Consider the following 17,951-nt stretch of genomic DNA (forward strand, 5'->3'; position numbering starts at 1 on the left):
GTCAGTGTGTCTCCTCGGGGTTCGGCGCCATGGCCAATGCGGCGTTGGCCGCGGCGATCTGCTGCTGCTTGGCGATCTCGCGGTACATCTGGTCGCGGCCGCTCAGGTATTGCTTGGGCCAGTCGACGTCGCGGCTTTGTAGCTTGGCCGCTTCGTGCAGCGTCCATGCGGGGTCCGCGAGGTGCGGGCGTGCGATGGCGCAGAGGTCGGCGCGGCCCGCCGCGATGATGCTGTTGGCCTGGTCCGCTTCGGTGATCGCGCCCACGGCGATGGTCGAGATGCCGACCTCGTTGCGGATGCGGTCGGAGAACGGCGTCTGGTACATGCGGCCGTAGACCGGCTTGGCGGCGCGGGTGGTCTGGCCCGACGACACGTCGATGAAATCGGCGCCGGCTTCCTTGAACAGGCGCGCGACGATGACTGCATCCGCATCGGTGTTGCCGCCGGGCGCCCAGTCGTGCGCGGAGATGCGCACGCTCATCGGTTTGTCCACGGGCCACACGGCCCGCATCGCGCGGAACACTTCGAGCGGATAGCGGCAGCGCGCTTCGATGTCGCCGCCGTATTCGTCGGTGCGCTGGTTGGTAAGCGGGCTGATGAACGCCGACAGCAGGTAGCCGTGCGCGCAGTGCAGTTCGAGCCAGTCGAAGCCGCATTCGGCGGCGCGGCGGGTCGAATCGACGAACTGGTCGCGCAGCGTGTCCATCTCGGCACGCGTGATGGCGGCCGGCAATTGATTCTGCTCGCCGTAGGGCAGCGCGCTGGCGCCGAGCACCGGCCAGTTGCCGTCTTCCAGCGGCTCGTCGGTGCCTTCCCAGCCCACGCGCGTGGAACCCTTGGGGCCGCTGTGGCCGAGCTGCATCGCGATCTTCGCGCTCGACTGCGTGTGCACGAAATCGACGATGCGCTGGAAAGCCGCCTGCTGCGTGTCGTTGTAGAGGCCGGTGCAGGCCGGCGTGATGCGGCCTTCGGGCGTCGGGCTCGTCATCTCGACGAACACCATCGCGGCACCGCCGAGTGCGCGTGCGCCCAGGTGCACCAGCAGGAAGTCTTGAGGCACGCCGTCGACCGCGCTGTAGGTGGCCATCGGCGACACCAGGATCCGGTTCTTCAGCGTGAGACCGCGCACCTTGTAGGGCATGAGCATCGGCGCCATCGCCTTGCCGCCCGCAAGCCACTGCTCGTAGCCGCCGAGCCATTGCGTGTCGCGCACGCGCAGGTTCTCGTGGCTGATGCGCTGCGAGCGCGTGAGCAGCGAGTAGGCGAACTGCTCGATCTCCATGCCCGTGTAGCGCGGCACGTTCTCGAACCACTCGGTGGAGTTGCGCGCGGCGTTCTGGATCTTCAGCACCTCGACGCTGCGGCGTGCCTCGTAGCCTTCGAGCACATGGTCGAGCGTGCCGCCTTGCGCGAACTCGTTGGCAAGGTCGATCGCGTCTTCGAGCGCGAGCTTGGTGCCCGAGCCGATCGAGAAGTGCGCCGTGTGGGCCGCGTCGCCCATCAGCACCACGGGCACCGAGCGGCCTTCGACGTCGATGCGGTGCGTCCAGCGCTCGCACACCACGCGCGGAAAGCGGATCCAGTTGGCCGAGCCGCGCAGGTGCGTGGCATTGCTGATCAGCGCGTGGCCGCCCAGGTACTTGGCGAACAGCTTCTCGCAGAAGGCGACGGCCTCGGGCTGCTCCATCTGGTCGAGCCCATGGGCCTTCCACACGGCCTCGGGCGTCTCGACGATGAAGGTCGAGGTCTTGTCGTCGAACTGGTAGGCATGCGCCTGGAACCAGCCGTGCTCGGTCTCCTCGAACGCGAAGGTGAAGGCGTCGAAGGTCTGGTGCGTGCCCAGCCACACGAAGCGGCAGTTGCGCAGGTCCACGTCGGGCTTGAACACGTCCGCATAGCGCTGGCGGATGCGGCTGTTGAGGCCATCGCTGGCGATCACGAGATCGGCGTTGTACTGCGCGGCGATCGCCTGGTCGTCGGTGGCGTCGGTCTCGAACACGAGGTCCACGCCCAGTTCGAGGCAGCGCTCCTGCAGGATATTGAGCAGGCGCTTGCGCCCGATGCCGCAGAAGCCGTGGCCGCCCGAGCGCACCTGGCGGCCCTTGAAGAAGACCTGGATATCGTCCCAGTGATGAAACTCGTTGCCGATCAGCGCCGCGGTGTCGGCATCGGCCGCCTTGAGGTTGCCCAGCGTCTGGTCGCTCAGCACCACGCCCCAGCCGAAGGTGTCGAAGGGCCGGTTGCGTTCCACCACCGTGATCTGCAACGCGGGGTTGCGCGCCTTCATCAACAGGGCGAAGTACAGGCCCGCCGGGCCGCCGCCGATGCACAGGATGCGCTGGAGGTCCGAGGCGGGAGCGGTTTTGACCGGGCTGAGGCTGTTCATGGTTGAATAGTTTAGGCATAAACAATCTGCTGTCAATGCTGGTTTCGTAACGGGGCCTGCCCGAGCCCGGTGCCGGCAGGGATGCAAACACTTGCAAAAATCAATACCATGGGCCCCATGCAAAACTTGATACCCAAGATCGAGTCGCAGCTGGCTTCGCTGCCTGTCCCCATCGCGCTGGAGCTGCCGGATGGCCGGCGGGTGGCGCAGGCCGGGGCCCGCGTCACGCTGGCTTTCAAGGAGTGGACGGTGCTGGCCAAGCTGGCCGCCCGGCAGGTGGGCGCCATTGGCGAGGCCTATGTCGAGGGCAAGGTGCAGATCGAAGGCGCCATGCGCGACCTGATCGACGCCACCGTCGGCATGCTGCCCGGCAACCCGGCCGAAACCGACACCGGCTGGTGGAGCCGGCTGCAGCACCGAGCCAAGTCGCATGGCTCGCATTCGCTGCGCAAGGACGCCGCGCAGATCGAATTCCACTACGACGTCTCGGACGACTTCTACGCGCTGTGGCTCGATGCGCGCCGGGTCTATTCATGTGCCTACTTCCGTACGCCCGAGCTCACGCTGGCCGAGGCGCAGGAAGCCAAGCTGGACCACATCTGCAAGAAGCTCATGCTGCAGCCGGGCGAGCGTTACCTGGACATCGGCTCCGGCTGGGGCGCGCTGCTGTTGTGGGCGGCCGAGCACTACGGCGTCGATGCGACCGGCATCACGCTGTCCAAGAACCAGCATGCCTATGTGCAGCGCCTGATCGAGGAGAAGGGCCTGCAGGGACGCGTGCGCGTCGAACTGCGCGACTACCGCGAGCTCTCGGCCGAGCAGCCTTTCGACAAGATCTCCTCGGTCGGCATGTTCGAGCACGTGGGCGCGGCCAACATGCCGACGTACTTCCGCAAGATCCATTCGCTGCTCAAGCCCGGCGGCCTGGTCCTGAACCACGGCATCACCTCGGGCGAGCTCAACTACCGCCAGCTGGGCGCGGGCATGGGCGATTTCATCGAGAAGTACATCTTCCCCGGCGGCGAGCTGCTGCACGTGACGCACGTGCTGCGCGAGACGGCGGCCGCGGGCCTGGAGATGGTGGATACCGAGAGCCTGCGCCCGCACTATGCGCGCACGCTCTGGGCCTGGTCGGATGCGCTCGAGGCGCAGCTGGGCAAGGCGCTGGAGGTGCTGCAGCGCAGCGGCGGCCGCCAGGGCGAGAACGCCGAGCGCGTGCTGCGCGCCTACCGCCTGTACCTCGCAGGCTCGGCCATGAGTTTCGAACAGGGATGGATCTCCTTGCATCAGATGTTGTCGACAAAGCCTGACGGCGATGTAGGGCGCGCGGGCGTCTTGCGCGGTGCGCAATCGGTGTACCCTTTTGCCCGTGACTACATCTACAAGTGAGTGAAAAAAAATGCTCTATCGTTTCAAGTCCCGGGCCTCTCCTGATTTCGTGATGCTCGAAGTGCATGCGCGCCAACTGCTCGACATCGTCGGCAAGTCCCCGGCGCCGCAGGGCATCATCACGGTCGAGCAGATTCCCGGCGCCATCGCCGCGCTCGAGGCCGCGTTGACGCGCGAGGGCAGCAACAGCCACAACAACGACGACTACGCCGTCGAAGGCCACACCAGCGATGCCGAGAAGCAGCATGTAGGACTGCACCAGCGTGCAGCGCCCCTGCTTCACATGCTCAAGGACTCGCAGACCGACAACAAGGACGTGACCTGGAGCACCTGATCACGGTCGTGCTCTTTCAAGATACACCGCGGAACCGGCTTCGCCGGGCCGCAGGTGTTGCCCCCTGCAGGGGGATTGGCGCAGCGACGCGAAGTGCGCGCAGCCCGGGGGTCAGTCCACCTTCGCGCCAGAGTCTTTCACGACCTTCGCCCACTTCACATGCTCGCTCGCAATGAGCTTGGTGAAGTCGGCCGGCGAATTGCCGCTCGGGATCGCGCCCTGGGCGAGCATCTTCTCCTTGATGGCGGGCGTGCCCAGCGACTTGGCCACTTCCTGCTGAATCCGGTTCACGATCTCGGGCGAGGTGCCGGCCGGCGCCAGCAGGCCGAACCATGAGCTCGCTTCGAATCCCTTGAGCGTCGGGCCGCCCGCTTCCTCCACCGTCGGAAGGTCGGGCAGCGCCGGCGAGCGCTGCGAACTGGTCACGGCCAGCGCGGTGAGCTTGCCGCCCTTGATCTGCGCCATCGACGAGGGCAGGTTGTCGAACATCACGTCGGCATTGCCGCCCACCATGTCCAGGAGCGCCGGGCCCGAACCCTTGTACGGGATGTGGGCCATGAAGGTGCCCGTCATGCTCTTGAAGAGCTCGCCCGCCAGGTGGATCGACGTGCCGCTGCCGCTCGATGCCATGTTCAGCTTGCCCGGGTTGGCCTTGGCGTACTTGATGAAGTCCTGCACGTTGTGGATGTTCAGCGCCTTGGCTTTCTCGGCGTTCATTTCCATCACGTTCGGCACGGCCGCCACCAGCGTGATCGGCACGAAGTCCTTGATCGGGTCGAAGGGCAGCTTGGGGTACAGCGCGCGGTTGATGCCGTGCGTGCCCACCGTCCCCATGAGGAGCGTGTAGCCGTCGTTCGGCGCGCGCGCCACGATCTCGGCGCCCACGTTGCCGCCGGCGCCCGCGCGGTTGTCCACGATGAACTGCTGGCCGAAGGCCTTGGAGAGTTCGGGCGCGACGGCGCGCGCCAGGATGTCGGTGGTGCCGCCGGCCGCGAAAGGCACGACGATGCGCACGGGCTTGGTCGGCCAGGTGCCCTGGGCCCACGCGGCGGGCGCCACCAGGGCGATGGCCGCAGCGGCCGACGCCGTCAGCGCGGCCCGGCGATTCGTTTTGAAAGATAAGTTCATGCGCGTGTTTGTACAGGTGAACCGCCCCCGTCGCCGCGAGTGAAAACCCCGGGAATCGCCTCTTTCAGGCCACCTGCATCCGCTCGGCGAAGCGCTCGCTGCGAAAGCGCTCCAGCATGAAGTCGACGAACACCCGCGTCTTCGGCGGCAGCAGCTTCTTGCTCGGGTAGTAGAGCCACACCACCCCCGCATCGAAATGCCATTCGGGCAAGAGCCGCACCAGCCCGCCGCTGCGCAGGCCCCGCTCGACAAAGGGCATCGGCAGCATCGCCGCGCCCAGCCCCAGCAGCGCCGCATGCGCGATCGCCTCGGGGTCGTTGAAGATGGCGCGCGGCCGCGGCAGTTCCACCGTGGCCTGCTGGCCGTTCGCGTGCTGCAGCGTCCAGCTGCGCAGCCGCCCGGTGGGCGAGGAGCGCCGCAGCAGCGCGTCGAGCGTCGCCAGGTCGGCAGGCTGCGCGGGCAACGCGCGTCCCGCCATATAGGCCGGCGAAGCCACCGCCACCACGTGGATGCGCGAGAGCTCCCGCGCCACGACCCCGGGCGACAGTTCGATGCCCCCGCCGATGGCCGCGTCGAAGCCCTCGCCGACCAGGTCCACCTGCTGGTTGTCGAAATGCCAGTCGGGCAGGATCGCCGGGTAGCGCGCGAGAAAGTCGCCCATCATCGGCAGCACGTGCTCGCGCCCGAAGGCCTGGCCCATGCTGATCTTCAGCGTGCCGGCGGGCTGCCCGTCGTCCTTGGCCAGGCCGGCGACGGCGTCCTGCAGCGTGGCGAGCGGCCCGCCGATCTGCGCCAGGAAGCGCTCGCCTCCCTCGGTCAGCGTGAGCCGCCGCGTGCTGCGCTGGAACAGCCGCACGCCCAGCCGCGCCTCCAGCCGCGCGACGTTCTTGCTGACCGCCGCCGGCGTGAGCGCGAGGCGCCGCGCGGCCGCCGAGAAGCTGCCGCTTTCGGCGCTCTGCACGAAGGATTCGAGGTGGTTGAGCGGTTCCATGCACCCATTTTCGATTCCATCTTCAACTTTGGGTTGAATTTGATTGCGACTATTGATGGCTACCGGGAAGGGAGTGGAATCCCGACACTGACGTCATTCCTCCACTGACCCGATCGGAAAAATCATGTCCTCCTTCGCTTCTTCTTCCTCCTCTTCCCCCGTCCTGGCCGGCAAGGTCGCCTTCGTCACCGGCGGCTCGCGCGGCATCGGCGCGGCCATCGTGCGCCGCCTGGTGCGCGACGGCGCCGCCGTCGCCTTCAGCTACAGCAGCGCCGCCGCCCCGGCCGACGAGCTGGCGCGCAGCATCCAGTCCGAAGGCGGCCGCGCGCTGGCGCTGAAGATCGACAGCGCCGACGCCGCGGCCCTCACCGCCGGCATCGACGAAGCGGCCCGCACGCTCGGCAAGATCGACATCCTGGTGAACAACGCCGGCGTGTTCCTGGGCGGCGCCCTGGACGACTTCTCGCTCGAGGACTTCGACAAGACGCTCGACGTCAACGTGCGTGCCGTGTTCGTGGCCGCCAAGGCGGCCTCGCGCCACATGGGCGAAGGCGGCCGCGTCATCAACATCGGCAGCACCAACGCCGAGCGCATGCCCTGGCCCGGCGGCGCGGCCTACGCGATGAGCAAGTCGGCGCTCAAGGGCCTGGTGCAAGGCCTGGCGCGCGACCTCGGTCCGCGCGGCATCACCGTCAACAACGTGCAGCCCGGCCCGGTCAACACCGACATGAACCCGGTCGACGGCCCGAACGCCGCCGCCATGCACGGCCTGATGGCGCTGCCCCGCCACGGCCACCCCGATGAAATCGCGAGCATGGTGGCGTACCTGGCCAGCCCCGAGGCGGCCTTCGTGACCGGTGCGAGCCTGAACATCGACGGCGGCTTCGCCGCCTGAGGTCAGGCCCGCAAGCTCTGCCCCGCAGGCTCAGCCCAGCAGCTTCTTCGCGGCGGCCACGATGGCCTCCGCGCCGATGCGCGACTGCGCTTCCAGCACCGGCGCATAGCCGACCGGAATGCGCGGCGCCCCGAGCCGCGCGATGCGGCAGCCCGTGTCCTCCGCGGCGCTGGCCGCGATCTCGGCGCCGAAGCCCGCGGCCTGCACCGCCTCGTGCACGACCAACAGGCGCCCGGTGCGCGCGCACGATGAAAGCACCGTCTCGCGGTCCCACGGCCACAGCGTGCGCAGGTCGACGAGGTCGACCGCGATGCCTTCGGCCGCGAGCGCATTGCATGCCGTGGCACAAGCCTGCATCTGCCGGCTCCAGCTCACCAGCGTGAGCGCGTTGCCCTCGCGCACGCGCGCTGCCTTGCCGAGCGGCACGGCGATGTCTTCGTCGACTTCGCCGCGCAGGCCCCACAGCGTCTTGTGCTCGATGTAGACCACCGGGTCGCCGCACTGCAACGCGGCGCGCAGCAGACCGTAGTTGTCCTGCGGCGTGGACGGGCTCACCACCACCACGCCCGGCAGGTGCGCGAACCACGCTTCCAGCGATTGCGAATGCTGCGCGGCCGACGCGTCCCAGATGCCGCCCGGCATGCGCGCCACCAGCGGCACGCGCCCCTGGCCGCCGAACATGAAGCGGTTCTTGGCAGCCTGGTTCACCAGCTCGTCCATGCCGCAGAGGGCGAAGTCGACCACGCGCATCTCCACCACCGGGCGCAGCCCCGCGAGCGCCATGCCCACGCCGGCGCCCATGATCGCGGCCTCGCTGATCGGCGTGTCGATCACGCGTTCGGCGCCGAAGGCCTGCTGCAACCCCTTGTACTGGCCGAAGATGCCGCCGCGGCCCACGTCCTCGCCGAGCACGACCACGCGCGCATCGGCTTGCATCTCGCGCTGCACGGCGAGCACGGCGGCTTCGGAATAACTCAGTTCCTTCAATGCCATTGGCCTGCTCCGATGGTCTGCACGTCGGTGAATGCGGCGCCGGCCTCGGGCCAGGGCGCCGCGTCGGCGATGGCCAGCGCGGTGTCGACTTCGTCGCGCGCCGCGTTCTCGATGGCGTCGAGCGTGGCCGCGCTCACGCCGGCCGAAAGCAGGTGCCCGCGCGTGCGTGCGATCGGATCGGTTTCCAGCGCGGCGGCCAGTTCGGCCGGATCGCGGTAGGCCGCCAGATCGACCGACACGTGGCCCTTCACGCGGTACGTCAGCGCGTGCAGCAGGCGCGGTCCGGCGCCGCCGCGCACCTCGCGCACCAGCCGTTCGGCGGCTTCGTGCACCGCGAACACGTCGTTGCCATCGACCTGCGTGGCCGCGATGTCCATCGACATGGCGCGCGCCGAGGCGCCGTCGCCCGCCGTCATCGGACCGCTCGCCGTGGTCGCGATCCAGCGGTTGTCCTAGCAGACGAAGAGCACCGGCAGCTCGTACACGCGCGCCCAGTTCAGTGCTTCGAGAAAGGGCCCGCGGTTGATGGCGCCGTCGCCGAAGAAGCAGACCGTGATGTCGTCGCCCGCACTGTGGCCCCCTGGCTCCGGCAAGCCGGGACCTCCCCCCGAGGGGGGCAAGGCGGCTTGGGAGCGGCCCTGCGCCGCCTTCATCAGCTTCTGCGCATGCGCCGCACCCACCGCGATCGGCAGCCCCGCCGCCACCACGCCGTTGGCGCCCAGCATGCCGACCGAGAAATCGGCGATGTGCATCGAGCCGCCCTTGCCGCCGTTGAAGCCCGTGGCCTTGCCGAAGAGCTCGCACATCATGCGGGTGAGGTCCGCGCCCTTGGCCAGCGTGTGGCCGTGGCCGCGGTGGGTGGAGGTGAGGTAGTCGCTTGTGCGCAGGTGTGCACACACGCCTGCGGGCACGGCCTCCTGTCCGGTCGAGAGATGCAGCGGGCCGCGCACCTTGGCGGCGCCGGCGGCCTGCTGGCCGTAGGCGCTCACCCCTCCCTGGCTGGCCGTCTCGGCGGCGTTCTCGAAGGCGCGGATGCGCACCATCGTGCGGTAAAGCGCCTCAGCGGCGCCGGATGTGCTCGAGTCCATCTTGTCTCCAGCGCCTCTGGAATGGGCGCGTGACAAAAATCGTATCAGTATCGAATGGCAGGACGGATCTAGCTCGACCGGCATGCGGCGCGCACGATGCGCGCCGTCGGGTTCTGCTTCATGTCGCGAAAGAGCATGGGCTTGGGCGCATCGCTGTAGTCGGCGACGTGGTGCGGCTCGCCCTGCCACAGGGGCTGGATGTAGAAGCGCGCGGCGACGTAGGAGGCGCGCCGCGCTTGGCAGTCGAACACCACGCGCGATTCGTAGGAGCGGTAGGGCACGCCGTCCCAGTTGGTGCGTGGCGTGGCGCGGCTCACGCGCAGGTTCATGCCCTGCCGCGCGGGCTCCGCCGACGCGGCGCCGGACGGATCGACCTGCACGGTGTCGGCCGCCTTGTCCTGCGAATCGCCCACCACCGTGAACCACGCGGACTGCGCATGGGCCATGCCGCCAAGCAGGCCGATTGCCAGCAACCAGTACTTCACGCCATCGCTCCGAAAAGAACGGCACGGGGTGCGTGCCGGGCTCAAAAAAGCCGACCTTGCCGGCCGGCCGCTGAAACATCAATTTACCGTTATTCACCCCGCGTGCCTGTCGGACGGCACCGCTCGGGGAATTCCCCGATGCCATCCGTCGCCGCGGATGGGATAGTTAGTTCGCCCTTCAAACTAACTATTTTCTTACACGGCAGGAGAGACACCGATGCAACTCAAACAAACTTTGGCCGCCATGGCCTTCGGCCTCACCGCCGTGAGCGCGCTGGCCCAGACCGTGGTCGGCGTGAGCTGGTCCAACTTCCAGGAAGAGCGCTGGAAGACCGACGAGGCGGCCATCAAGGCGCAGCTGGAAAAGCTCGGCGCCAAGTACATCAGCGCCGATGCGGGCGGCTCGCCCGAAAAGCAACTGGGCGACATCGAGGGCCTGATGGCCAAGGGCGCCAAGGCGCTCATCGTGCTGGCGATGGACAAGGACGCGATCCTGCCGGCCATCACCAAGGCCACGCGCCAGAAGGTGCCCGTGGTCGCGTACGACCGCCTCATCGAGGCGCCCGGCGTCTTCTACATCACCTTCGACAACGTCGAGGTCGGCCGGATGGAGGCACGCGAGGTGCTCAAGGTCAAGCCCAAGGGCAACTACGTGATCATCAAGGGCTCGCCCAGCGACCCGAACGCCGACTTCCTGCGCGCCGGCCAGCAGGAGGTGCTCGAGGCCTCCGTGAAGAAGGGCGACATCAAGATCGTGGGCGACGAATACACCGAAGGCTGGAAGCCCGAGGTCGCGCAGAAGAACATGGAGCAGATCCTCACCAAGAACGCCAACAAGGTCGATGCGGTGGTGGCTGCCAACGACGGCACCGCCGGCGGCGCGGTCGCCGCGCTCACGGCCAAGGGCCTGCGCGGCGTGCCGGTGTCGGGCCAGGACGCGGACTTCGCGGCGCTCAACCGCATCGCGCTGGGCACGCAGACCGCCACCATCTTCAAGGACTCGCGCGAGCTCGGCCGCGAAGCCGCCACCGCGGCCATCTCGCTCTCGCAGGGCAAGCCGGTCGAGAAGGCGGCGCAGTGGAACTCGGGCCCGAAGAAGATCGCCCTGTCGTCGCGCCTGCTCACACCGGTGCCGGTCACGCGCGACAACCTGGACGTCGTGGTCAAGGCCGGCTGGATCAAGAAGGACGAGCTCTGCAAGGGCGTCCCGGCCGCCAGCGCGCCCGCGGCCTGCAAGTAAGCAAGCCGAGCCAGTCGTCAATCCGCGCGATGCACGCGCCGGGCCGGGCTGCCAAGGCCCGGCCGGGACGCTGTCGCGCATCCGCTGCATCCGCCGCATCCGCTTGAAGGGGGTACTGAAAAAATGAGCAACGAAACTCCGGCATGGTGGCGCCGCACGGGCGTGGACCTGCGCCTGATCCTGATGTGCTTGCTGCTGGTCGTCATGGCGGTGGCCTTCAGCGTCATGTCGGGCGGCGTGTTTCTCTCGCCCGAGAATCTCTACAACGTCGCGCAGCAGACCGCCGTGGTGGGCATCGTCTCCACCGTGATGGTGCTGATCATCGTGGCGCGCCACATCGACCTGTCGGTCGGCTCGGTGATGGGCTTCGTGGGCGTGCTCATCGCGTACCTGCAATACACCTCGGGCTGGTCGTGGCCCACGGCCTGCCTTGCGGGCCTGGCCGTGGCGCTGCTCGTGTCGATCTACCAGGGCTGGCTCACGGCCGTGCTCGGCGTGCCTTCTTTCGTGGTCACGCTGGGCGGCCTGATGTCGTTCCGCGGCGCGGCTTTCCTGGTGGCCGACGGCAAGACGCAGCCGGTGAACGACGAATTCTTCCAGCGCCTGGGCGGCGGCTACGACGGCGGCGTGGGCACCACCGCGAGCTGGGTGATCGCGGCGCTGGTGGCGCTCGTGCTCTTCGGGCGCATGGTGCAGAAGCGCCGCGCGCGCCAGCGCTACGAGATGCCCACCGAGCCGCTGTGGCTGGACGTGCTCATCACGGCCGTGCCGGTGGCGGTGGTCGTCGGCTTCGCGGCGGTCATGAACAACTACCAGATCTCGTCCAAGTCGGAGCCGCAGGGCATTCCGATCCCGGTGCTGATCTGGGCGGTGGTGGCCATCGTGCTGTCGTTCATCGTGCACCGCACGCGCTTCGGGCGCTACGTGTTCGCCATGGGCGGCAACCCCGACGCGGCGGCGCTCGTGGGCATCCCGGTCAAGCGCGTGACGCTGATGCTGTTCGCGCTGCTGGCGGTGCTGGTCACCGTCGCGGCCATCGTGTCGATCGCGCGGCTCAACGCGGGCACCAATTCATTGGGCACCGGCATGGAGCTCTACGTGATCGCGGCGGCCGTCATCGGCGGCACGGCGCTCGCGGGCGGCAGCGGCTCGATCTTCGGCTCGGTGCTGGGCGCGCTCATCATGCAGTCGCTGGACAGCGGCATGCTGCTGCTGGATGTGCCCATCGGCAAGCGCATGGTCATCATCGGCCAGGTGCTGATCGTGGCGGTGGTGTTCGACGTGCTCTATCGCCGCAAGTTCGGGGAGAACTGAAGTGAAGCCCACCCCCGTTTCTTGCTCGCTTCGTGTAGCCGAATCCCCCCTCCAGGGGGCGCACCCTGCGGCCCGGCAAAGCCGGTTCCGCGGGAGCCCCCGAACAGGCCTCGCTGCGCGGGCCAACCGTAGGAAAGAGTCGCAATGAGCACCCTCCCGGACACGACGAAACCCCTCGTCGAACTGCGCGAGATCCGCAAGTCCTTCGGCGGCGTGAAAGCCGTGGACGGCGTGAGCGTGAACCTGTACCCCGGCGAAGTGGTCGCGCTGCTCGGCCACAACGGGGCGGGCAAGTCCACGCTCATGAAGATGCTCGCGGGCGCCTACCCCATCGACTCGGGCGACACGCTCATCGCGGGCGAGAAGGTCAACATCCGCACGCCCGCCGAAGCGCAGGGCCAGGGCATCGAGACCATCTACCAGACGCTCGCGCTCGCGGACAACCTGGACTCGGTGTCCAACCTTTTTCTGGGCCGCGAGAAGATGACGCGCTGGAACACGCTGGATGACCACTTCATGGAAGTGCAGGCGCGAAAAGTGTTCCATCGCCTGAACAGGAACTTCACCAACATCCGCGTGCCGGTGCGCCGGCTCTCGGGCGGCCAGCGGCAGGTGGTGGCGATCTCGCGGGCGCTGTATTTCAACGCGCGCATCCTCATCATGGACGAGCCCTGCGCCGCGCTCGGCCCGGAAGAAACCGCGATGGTCGGCGGCCTGGTGAAACAGCTCAAGGCCGATGGCGTGGGCATCTTCCTCATCACGCACGACATGCCCGACGTGTTCTCGCTGAGCGATCGCCTCGCGGTCATGAAGAACGGCAAGCTCGTGGGCACCTACCGCACCCAGGACGTGACCGAGGACGAAGTGCTCGGCATGATCATCGCGGGCAAGCGCCCCGAAGGCAAAGCGCAGGCCCACCACGCCGCGACCGCCGCAGTGACGGCCTGAACCGTCCGGCCCCATGAAGACCATCGGCGACCAGCAGCTCCTGAAGCGCATGAACCGCAGCGTGCTGCTGCGCTTGCTGCGCGCGCAGCCCGGGCTTTCGCGTGCGCGGCTGGCCACCGAGAGCGGGCTCACGAAATCCACCGTGAGCCTGCTGGTGCGCGAGCTGCTCGACGAAGGCTGGCTCAAGGAGTCCGATGCGGCCGTGAACGACGGCCTGGGCCGGCCGTCCACGCCGCTGCAGATCGACGTCGGCGTGCGCGCCCTGATGGGCGTGGAGATCGCGGTGGAGACCGTGCGCCTCGTGTGCGTCTCGCTGCAGGGCCAGGTGCTGTACTCCAACACCCACGCACTCACCGACGGCTCGCCCGCCGGCGTGTGCGCGCAGGTCGCGCGCATGGCCTCGGCCGCGCACAGGCAACTGGACGCGCTGGGCCTGCGCCTGTCGAGCATCGGCGTGTGCGTGCCGGGCGCGGTGGACGACTGCACCGGTGTCGTGCGCTTCGCGCCCAACCTCGGCTGGCGCAATGTGAGCCTGTTGCCCGCGCTCGAAAAATCGTTCGCCGCCGCGGGCCTGCCCGGCGTCACCGTGCAGCTGCAGAACGATGCCGATGCGGCCGTGCTCGGCGAATACGAATTCGCCGCCGGCGAGGGCGAGGACCCGCTGATCTTCGTGAGCTGCGACGTCGGCGTGGGCGCGGGCGTGATCCTGAACGACCGGCTCTTCACCGGCGCGCAGGGCATGGCCGGCGAGATCGGCCACACGATCCTCGAACTGGACGGTCCGCTGTGCTCGTGCGGCCGGCGCGGCTGCGCCGAAGCCTTCTTCGGCTCGCGCACGCTGGAGCGCGAAGGCGTGGACACGCAGCGCGCCGCGGCCTTCTTCGGCGTGCTGCTGCAGAACCTGTGGGTGACGTTCAATCCGCGCGCGATCGTGATCGGCGGCAAGGCGTGCGCGGCGCATCGCGGCTTCGTGCAGGCCGCGTTCGAGCGCGTGAAGCGCCATGCCGATGGCGCGGGCATGCCCGCGCCCGAGCTGCGCACCGCGCGCTATGAAGAGCTCGCGCCCGCGGTCGGCGCGGCGGCGCTGGCGTTGCACGAATACTTAAGGCCGCTGCAACCCGACGCGAGAACGCGGCGCGCGCGCGCCGAGCGCGTTCTCGCCGCCGCCTGAGCCTTCGGCCTACGCGCGGCGCGCGATCGATGGCCTAACGTCTGGACTCTCTCTCTCTCTGCTTCCGGGAGTCCAAGACATGACGCGTTCCTCCGCCCAGTTCACCCAGCCCGCAGCGGGCTCGTCGCCCTCCGCATTGCTTGTCGTCACGGCCGTGGTCATCGGCCTCGCGGGCCTGGCGCTCGCTGTCGCGGGTGCATGGCTCATCGCGCTCGGCGGCTCGTGGTACTACCTGGTCGCGGGCCTCGGGCTCATCGCCTCGGCCTTGCTGCTCAAGCGCGGCGGCGGCATCGGGCTGCTGTACTACGCGGCGGTGGTCCTGCTCACGCTGGTCTGGGCGCTCTGGGAAGTGGGCTTTGACTGGTGGCCGCTGGCCGCGCGCGGCGATGTGTTCTTCGTGGTCGGCCTGTTCCTGCTCTCGCCGTGGGTGGCACGCGCACTCGCGCGCCGCGACGCGACGGGCATCGGCCGCACGCGCGCCGCGCTCGGCGTGGTGCTCGCGGCCTTCCTGCTGGCGGCGGTGTTCTCGTGGACGCGCGAGCCCGGGCGCATCGAAGGCATCGCGCCGTTGCCCGATGCATCGTCCAATGCAACCGCCGCGGCACCCGTCAGCCCGCCACCCGCGAAGGACGACTGGACCGCCTACGGCGGCACCGGCTTCGGCCAGCGCTACTCGGCGCTCGACCAGATCACGCCGGCCAATGTCGGGCAGCTCGAGGAGGCCTGGCACTTTCGCACCGGCGACGTGCGCGGCCAGCCCGGCGATCCGGAAGAGACGACCTTCGAAGTCACGCCGCTCAAGATCGGCGAGCGGCTGTTTCTCTGCACGCCGCACCAGGCTGTGATCGCGCTGGACGCGACCACGGGCAAGCAGATCTGGCGCTACACGCCGGAGGTCCAGAAATCGCTCGCGCTGCAGCACCTGACCTGCCGCGGCCTGTCTTACTACGCGGGCAGCGCGGCACAACCCGCCGCTTCATCGACACCGTCGCCTTCACCTTCGGTGCCTGCCGGGGCCTGCGACGCGAAGCTCTTCATGCCCACCGCCGACGGCCGCATCCTCGCGCTCGACCCTGCCGACGGCAAGCCATGCACCGCGTTCGGCGGCGGCAGCGGGCAGATCGATCTCTGGAAGAACATGCCCAACGTGAAGGCCGGCTCCTACTACTCGACCTCGCCCGTGGTGGTGACGCGCTCGCTCATCGTGGTGGGCGGCACGGTGCTGGACAACGTCTCGACCAAGGAGACCTCGGGCGTGATCCGCGCGTTCGACGTGAACACCGGCGCGCTGGTGTGGAACTGGGATTCGGGCAACCCCGAGGAAACCGCGCCCATCGCGGCCGACCGCACCTACACCGTCAACTCGCCCAACAGCTGGTCGATCTCCAGCGTGGACGAGGCGCTGGGGCTGGTCTACGTGCCCACGGGCAACCAGCCGCCCGACCAATGGGGCGGCAAGCGCACCGAGGGCGCGGAGCGCTATTCGTCGTCGGTGGTGGCGCTCGATCTGGCGAGCGGCCGCGTGCGCTGGAGTTTCCAGACCGTGCACCACGACCTCTGGGACTACGACGTGCCCGCGCAGCCCAGCCTCATCGACCTGCGCGTGGGCAGCGAGATCATTCCTGCGCTCGTGCAGCCCACCAAGCAGGGCGAGCTCTTCGTGCTCGACCGGCGCAACGGCAAGCCGATCGTGCCGGTCAACGAGCGGCCCGCGCCGCAGGGCGCGGCCGCGGGCGACCGCACCGCGCCGACGCAGCCGGTGTCGGGGCTCTCGTTCGATCCGCCCGCGCTCACGCCGGCCGACATGTGGGGCGCGACGGTGTTCGACCAGCTGGCCTGCCGCATCGCCTTTCACAGGCTGCGCTACGAAGGCCGGTTCACGCCGCCGTCGACCGGGGGCTCGCTGATCTATCCGGGCAACTTCGGTGTCTTCAACTGGGGCAGCATCGCGGTCGATCCGCAGCGGCAGATCGCCTTCGCCACGCCGACCTCGCTGGCCTTCGTGTCCAGGCTCGTGCCGCGCGCGGACGACACGACGCTGTACGTCCAGGGCAAGGACCGTCCCAACGACAGCCTGCCGGCGCTCAACGAGAACTTCGGCGCGCCGTTCGCGGTGAAGCTCAGCGCCTTCACCTCGGTGCTCGGCCTGCCGTGCCAGGCGCCGCCTTGGGGCCACGTGGCCGCCGCAGACCTGCGCAGCGGCAAGGTCATCTGGAAGCACAAGAACGGCACGGTGCGCGACAGCTCGCCGGTACCGCTGCCGTTCGCCATGGGGGTGCCGAACCTCGGTGGCCCGGTGATGACGGCGGGCGGCGTGGCCTTTCTCTCGGGCACGCTGGACCAGTACGTGCGCGGCTACGACACAGGCAACGGCAAGGAGCTCTGGCGCAGCCGGCTGCCGGCCGGCGGGCAGGCCACGCCGATGACCTATCGCGGCAGCGACGGGCGGCAGTACGTGCTGGTAGCCGCCGGCGGGCACGGCTCGCTCGGCACGCGGACCGGCGACCATGTGATCGCCTACGCATTGCCCAAGCGTTAGGAGCGAACCAACGTTCGGCCAGGGATCAATCGAGCTGCAATCCCGCTTCCTGCGCCGCCTTGGGCAGGATGGCCAGTTCACGCTTGAGGACCTCGGCAAAGGCCTCGGGCGTGTTGCCGGTCGCCGGCGCCACGCCGCCCAGTTCGTTGAGTCGCTTGCGAAAAGCGGGCTCGGCGGTGATCTTGGCGATCTTCTCGCCCAGCAGCTTGACGACCGGTGCGGGCGTCTTCGCGGGCGCCACCACGCCGAACCAGACATCGAAGTCCACGCCGCCAGGTACGCCCTGCTCGGTCAGGGTCGCAACGTCGGGCCACAACTCGGAGCGGCCGTTCCGCAACTGGCCGATGGCCCTGAGCTTGCCCGACTGGATGAAACTGCGCACGTCGCCGGTTCCCAGCAGTCCCCAGCTCACTTCGTTGGCCATCAATGCCTGCACCAGCGGCGCACCGCCCTTGTAGGGCACATGCGTGAAGTTGCCGTCCGCGTTGGCGTTGAAAGCTTCCGATGCCAGGTGCGACAGCCCGCCCGCGCCAGCCGATCCGTAGGGCAGACCCCCCTTGCCGGCTTTCTTGCCCGCGGCCAGCAGCTCCTGCACGTTCTTGTAGGGCGACTTCTCAGGCACCACCAGCAGCAGCGGCGCCAGCGACACACGCGACACGGGCACGAAGTCCGAGGCCTGGAAGCCCGCCTTCTTGTAGATGACCGGGTTGATCGACAGCATGCCCGTGAGCGTCACCGCCAGGGTGTGGCCGTCGGGGCTGCTCTGCGCCACGTTGATCATGGCGATGTTCCCGCCCGCGCCGGGGCGGTTCTCGACCACGACGGTTTGCCCCAGTTCCTCCTGCAGGCGCGGGCTCAGCATGCGCGCCGCTGCATCGGTGGCGCCGCCCGGCGGGTAGGGCACGACCAGGCGGATCGGCTTGGTCGGATAGGCGCCAGCGCCGCCTTGCGCCATGGCGCAAGTGCCCAGGCCTAGGCCCAGTGCCAAGGTTGCTACCGCGACGGCGCGGTCGATGAGGTTGAGAGTACGCACGTGTTTGCTCCTGGTTT

General features: G+C 68.6%; 14 protein-coding genes and 1 pseudogene. 8 read left to right on the forward strand and 7 right to left on the reverse strand.

Translation table 11 applies throughout. The features are described from left to right. Position 1 precedes the first annotated feature (1 nt). The gene (locus BM133_RS17930) at positions 2-2,386 is read right to left on the reverse strand and encodes a bifunctional salicylyl-CoA 5-hydroxylase/oxidoreductase (RefSeq protein ID WP_093436379.1); all 2,385 of its coding nucleotides are present in this window, start codon (positions 2,384-2,386) and stop codon (positions 2-4) included. A 117-nt stretch (positions 2,387-2,503) separates the two neighbouring features. Here BM133_RS17930 and BM133_RS17935 point away from each other — a divergent pair, with 117 nt between their 5' ends. After that, positions 2,504-3,775, forward strand: coding sequence for an SAM-dependent methyltransferase (locus BM133_RS17935; RefSeq protein ID WP_093436382.1), 1,272 nt, complete (start codon positions 2,504-2,506; stop codon positions 3,773-3,775). A gap of 10 nt (positions 3,776-3,785) precedes the next feature. After that, complete coding sequence (locus BM133_RS17940; RefSeq protein WP_093436384.1) at positions 3,786-4,109, forward strand: DUF1840 domain-containing protein; 324 nt, start codon at positions 3,786-3,788, stop codon at positions 4,107-4,109. Between the two features lie 111 nt (positions 4,110-4,220). On the opposite strand, the gene BM133_RS17945 is transcribed toward BM133_RS17940, so the two are convergent. Together BM133_RS17945 and BM133_RS17950 are read right to left on the reverse strand one after the other, a co-directional pair. Then, on the reverse strand, positions 4,221-5,237 hold the full coding sequence (locus BM133_RS17945; RefSeq protein ID WP_093436387.1) for a Bug family tripartite tricarboxylate transporter substrate binding protein: 1,017 nt from the start codon (positions 5,235-5,237) through the stop codon (positions 4,221-4,223). A gap of 64 nt (positions 5,238-5,301) precedes the next feature. Further along, the gene (locus BM133_RS17950) at positions 5,302-6,228 is read right to left on the reverse strand and encodes a LysR family transcriptional regulator (RefSeq protein WP_093436389.1); all 927 of its coding nucleotides are present in this window, start codon (positions 6,226-6,228) and stop codon (positions 5,302-5,304) included. Between the two features lie 124 nt (positions 6,229-6,352). Between BM133_RS17950 and BM133_RS17955 the strand changes: the two genes are divergently transcribed. Further along, positions 6,353-7,123: an SDR family oxidoreductase gene (locus BM133_RS17955; RefSeq protein ID WP_093436392.1), complete on the forward strand. Its 771-nt coding sequence runs from the start codon at positions 6,353-6,355 to the stop codon at positions 7,121-7,123. A gap of 30 nt (positions 7,124-7,153) precedes the next feature. On the opposite strand, the gene BM133_RS17960 is transcribed toward BM133_RS17955, so the two are convergent. The 3 genes and pseudogenes from BM133_RS17960 to BM133_RS17970 all read right to left on the reverse strand — a co-directional run bounded on the left by BM133_RS17960 (position 7,154) and on the right by BM133_RS17970 (position 9,689). Further along, a complete protein-coding gene (locus BM133_RS17960) occupies positions 7,154-8,116 on the reverse strand; it encodes an alpha-ketoacid dehydrogenase subunit beta (protein WP_093436393.1) in 963 nt (320 codons plus the stop codon). Continuing rightward, a pseudogene (locus BM133_RS17965) lies at positions 8,107-9,204 on the reverse strand (thiamine pyrophosphate-dependent dehydrogenase E1 component subunit alpha). Before BM133_RS17965 ends, BM133_RS17960 begins: the two are co-directional and overlap by 10 nt. A 68-nt stretch (positions 9,205-9,272) precedes the next feature. Continuing rightward, entirely contained in the window at positions 9,273-9,689 is a 417-nt protein-coding gene (locus tag BM133_RS17970; RefSeq protein ID WP_093436396.1) for a surface-adhesin E family protein, read from the reverse strand. A gap of 217 nt (positions 9,690-9,906) precedes the next feature. On the opposite strand from BM133_RS17970, the gene xylF reads away from it, so the two are divergent. The 5 genes from xylF (at position 9,907) to BM133_RS17995 (ending at position 16,901) form a co-directional block, all read left to right on the forward strand. Beyond that, entirely contained in the window at positions 9,907-10,929 is a 1,023-nt protein-coding gene (gene xylF / locus BM133_RS17975; protein WP_093436399.1) for a D-xylose ABC transporter substrate-binding protein, read from the forward strand. Between the two features lie 123 nt (positions 10,930-11,052). Further along, positions 11,053-12,243, forward strand: coding sequence for a sugar ABC transporter permease (locus BM133_RS17980; protein WP_093436401.1), 1,191 nt, complete (start codon positions 11,053-11,055; stop codon positions 12,241-12,243). Between the two features lie 144 nt (positions 12,244-12,387). After that, positions 12,388-13,191, forward strand: a complete 804-nt coding sequence (locus BM133_RS17985) for an ATP-binding cassette domain-containing protein (RefSeq protein WP_093436404.1) — start codon at positions 12,388-12,390, stop codon at positions 13,189-13,191. A 13-nt stretch (positions 13,192-13,204) separates the two neighbouring features. Further along, the gene (locus tag BM133_RS17990; RefSeq protein WP_093436406.1) at positions 13,205-14,362 is read left to right on the forward strand and encodes an ROK family transcriptional regulator; all 1,158 of its coding nucleotides are present in this window, start codon (positions 13,205-13,207) and stop codon (positions 14,360-14,362) included. A gap of 79 nt (positions 14,363-14,441) precedes the next feature. Next, positions 14,442-16,901: a glucose/quinate/shikimate family membrane-bound PQQ-dependent dehydrogenase gene (locus BM133_RS17995; RefSeq protein ID WP_093436408.1), complete on the forward strand. Its 2,460-nt coding sequence runs from the start codon at positions 14,442-14,444 to the stop codon at positions 16,899-16,901. 25 nt (positions 16,902-16,926) lie between these two features. Here BM133_RS17995 and BM133_RS18000 read toward each other — a convergent pair whose 3' ends face one another. Then, positions 16,927-17,934 carry a Bug family tripartite tricarboxylate transporter substrate binding protein gene (locus BM133_RS18000; protein ID WP_177224867.1) on the reverse strand — a complete coding sequence of 336 codons (1,008 nt, stop codon included), beginning with the start codon at positions 17,932-17,934 and terminating at the stop codon, positions 16,927-16,929. Positions 17,935-17,951 lie beyond the last annotated feature (17 nt).

It is taken from the genome of Variovorax sp. 770b2 (assembly GCF_900115685.1).
In the GTDB taxonomy this organism is placed as follows: domain Bacteria; phylum Pseudomonadota; class Gammaproteobacteria; order Burkholderiales; family Burkholderiaceae_C; genus Variovorax.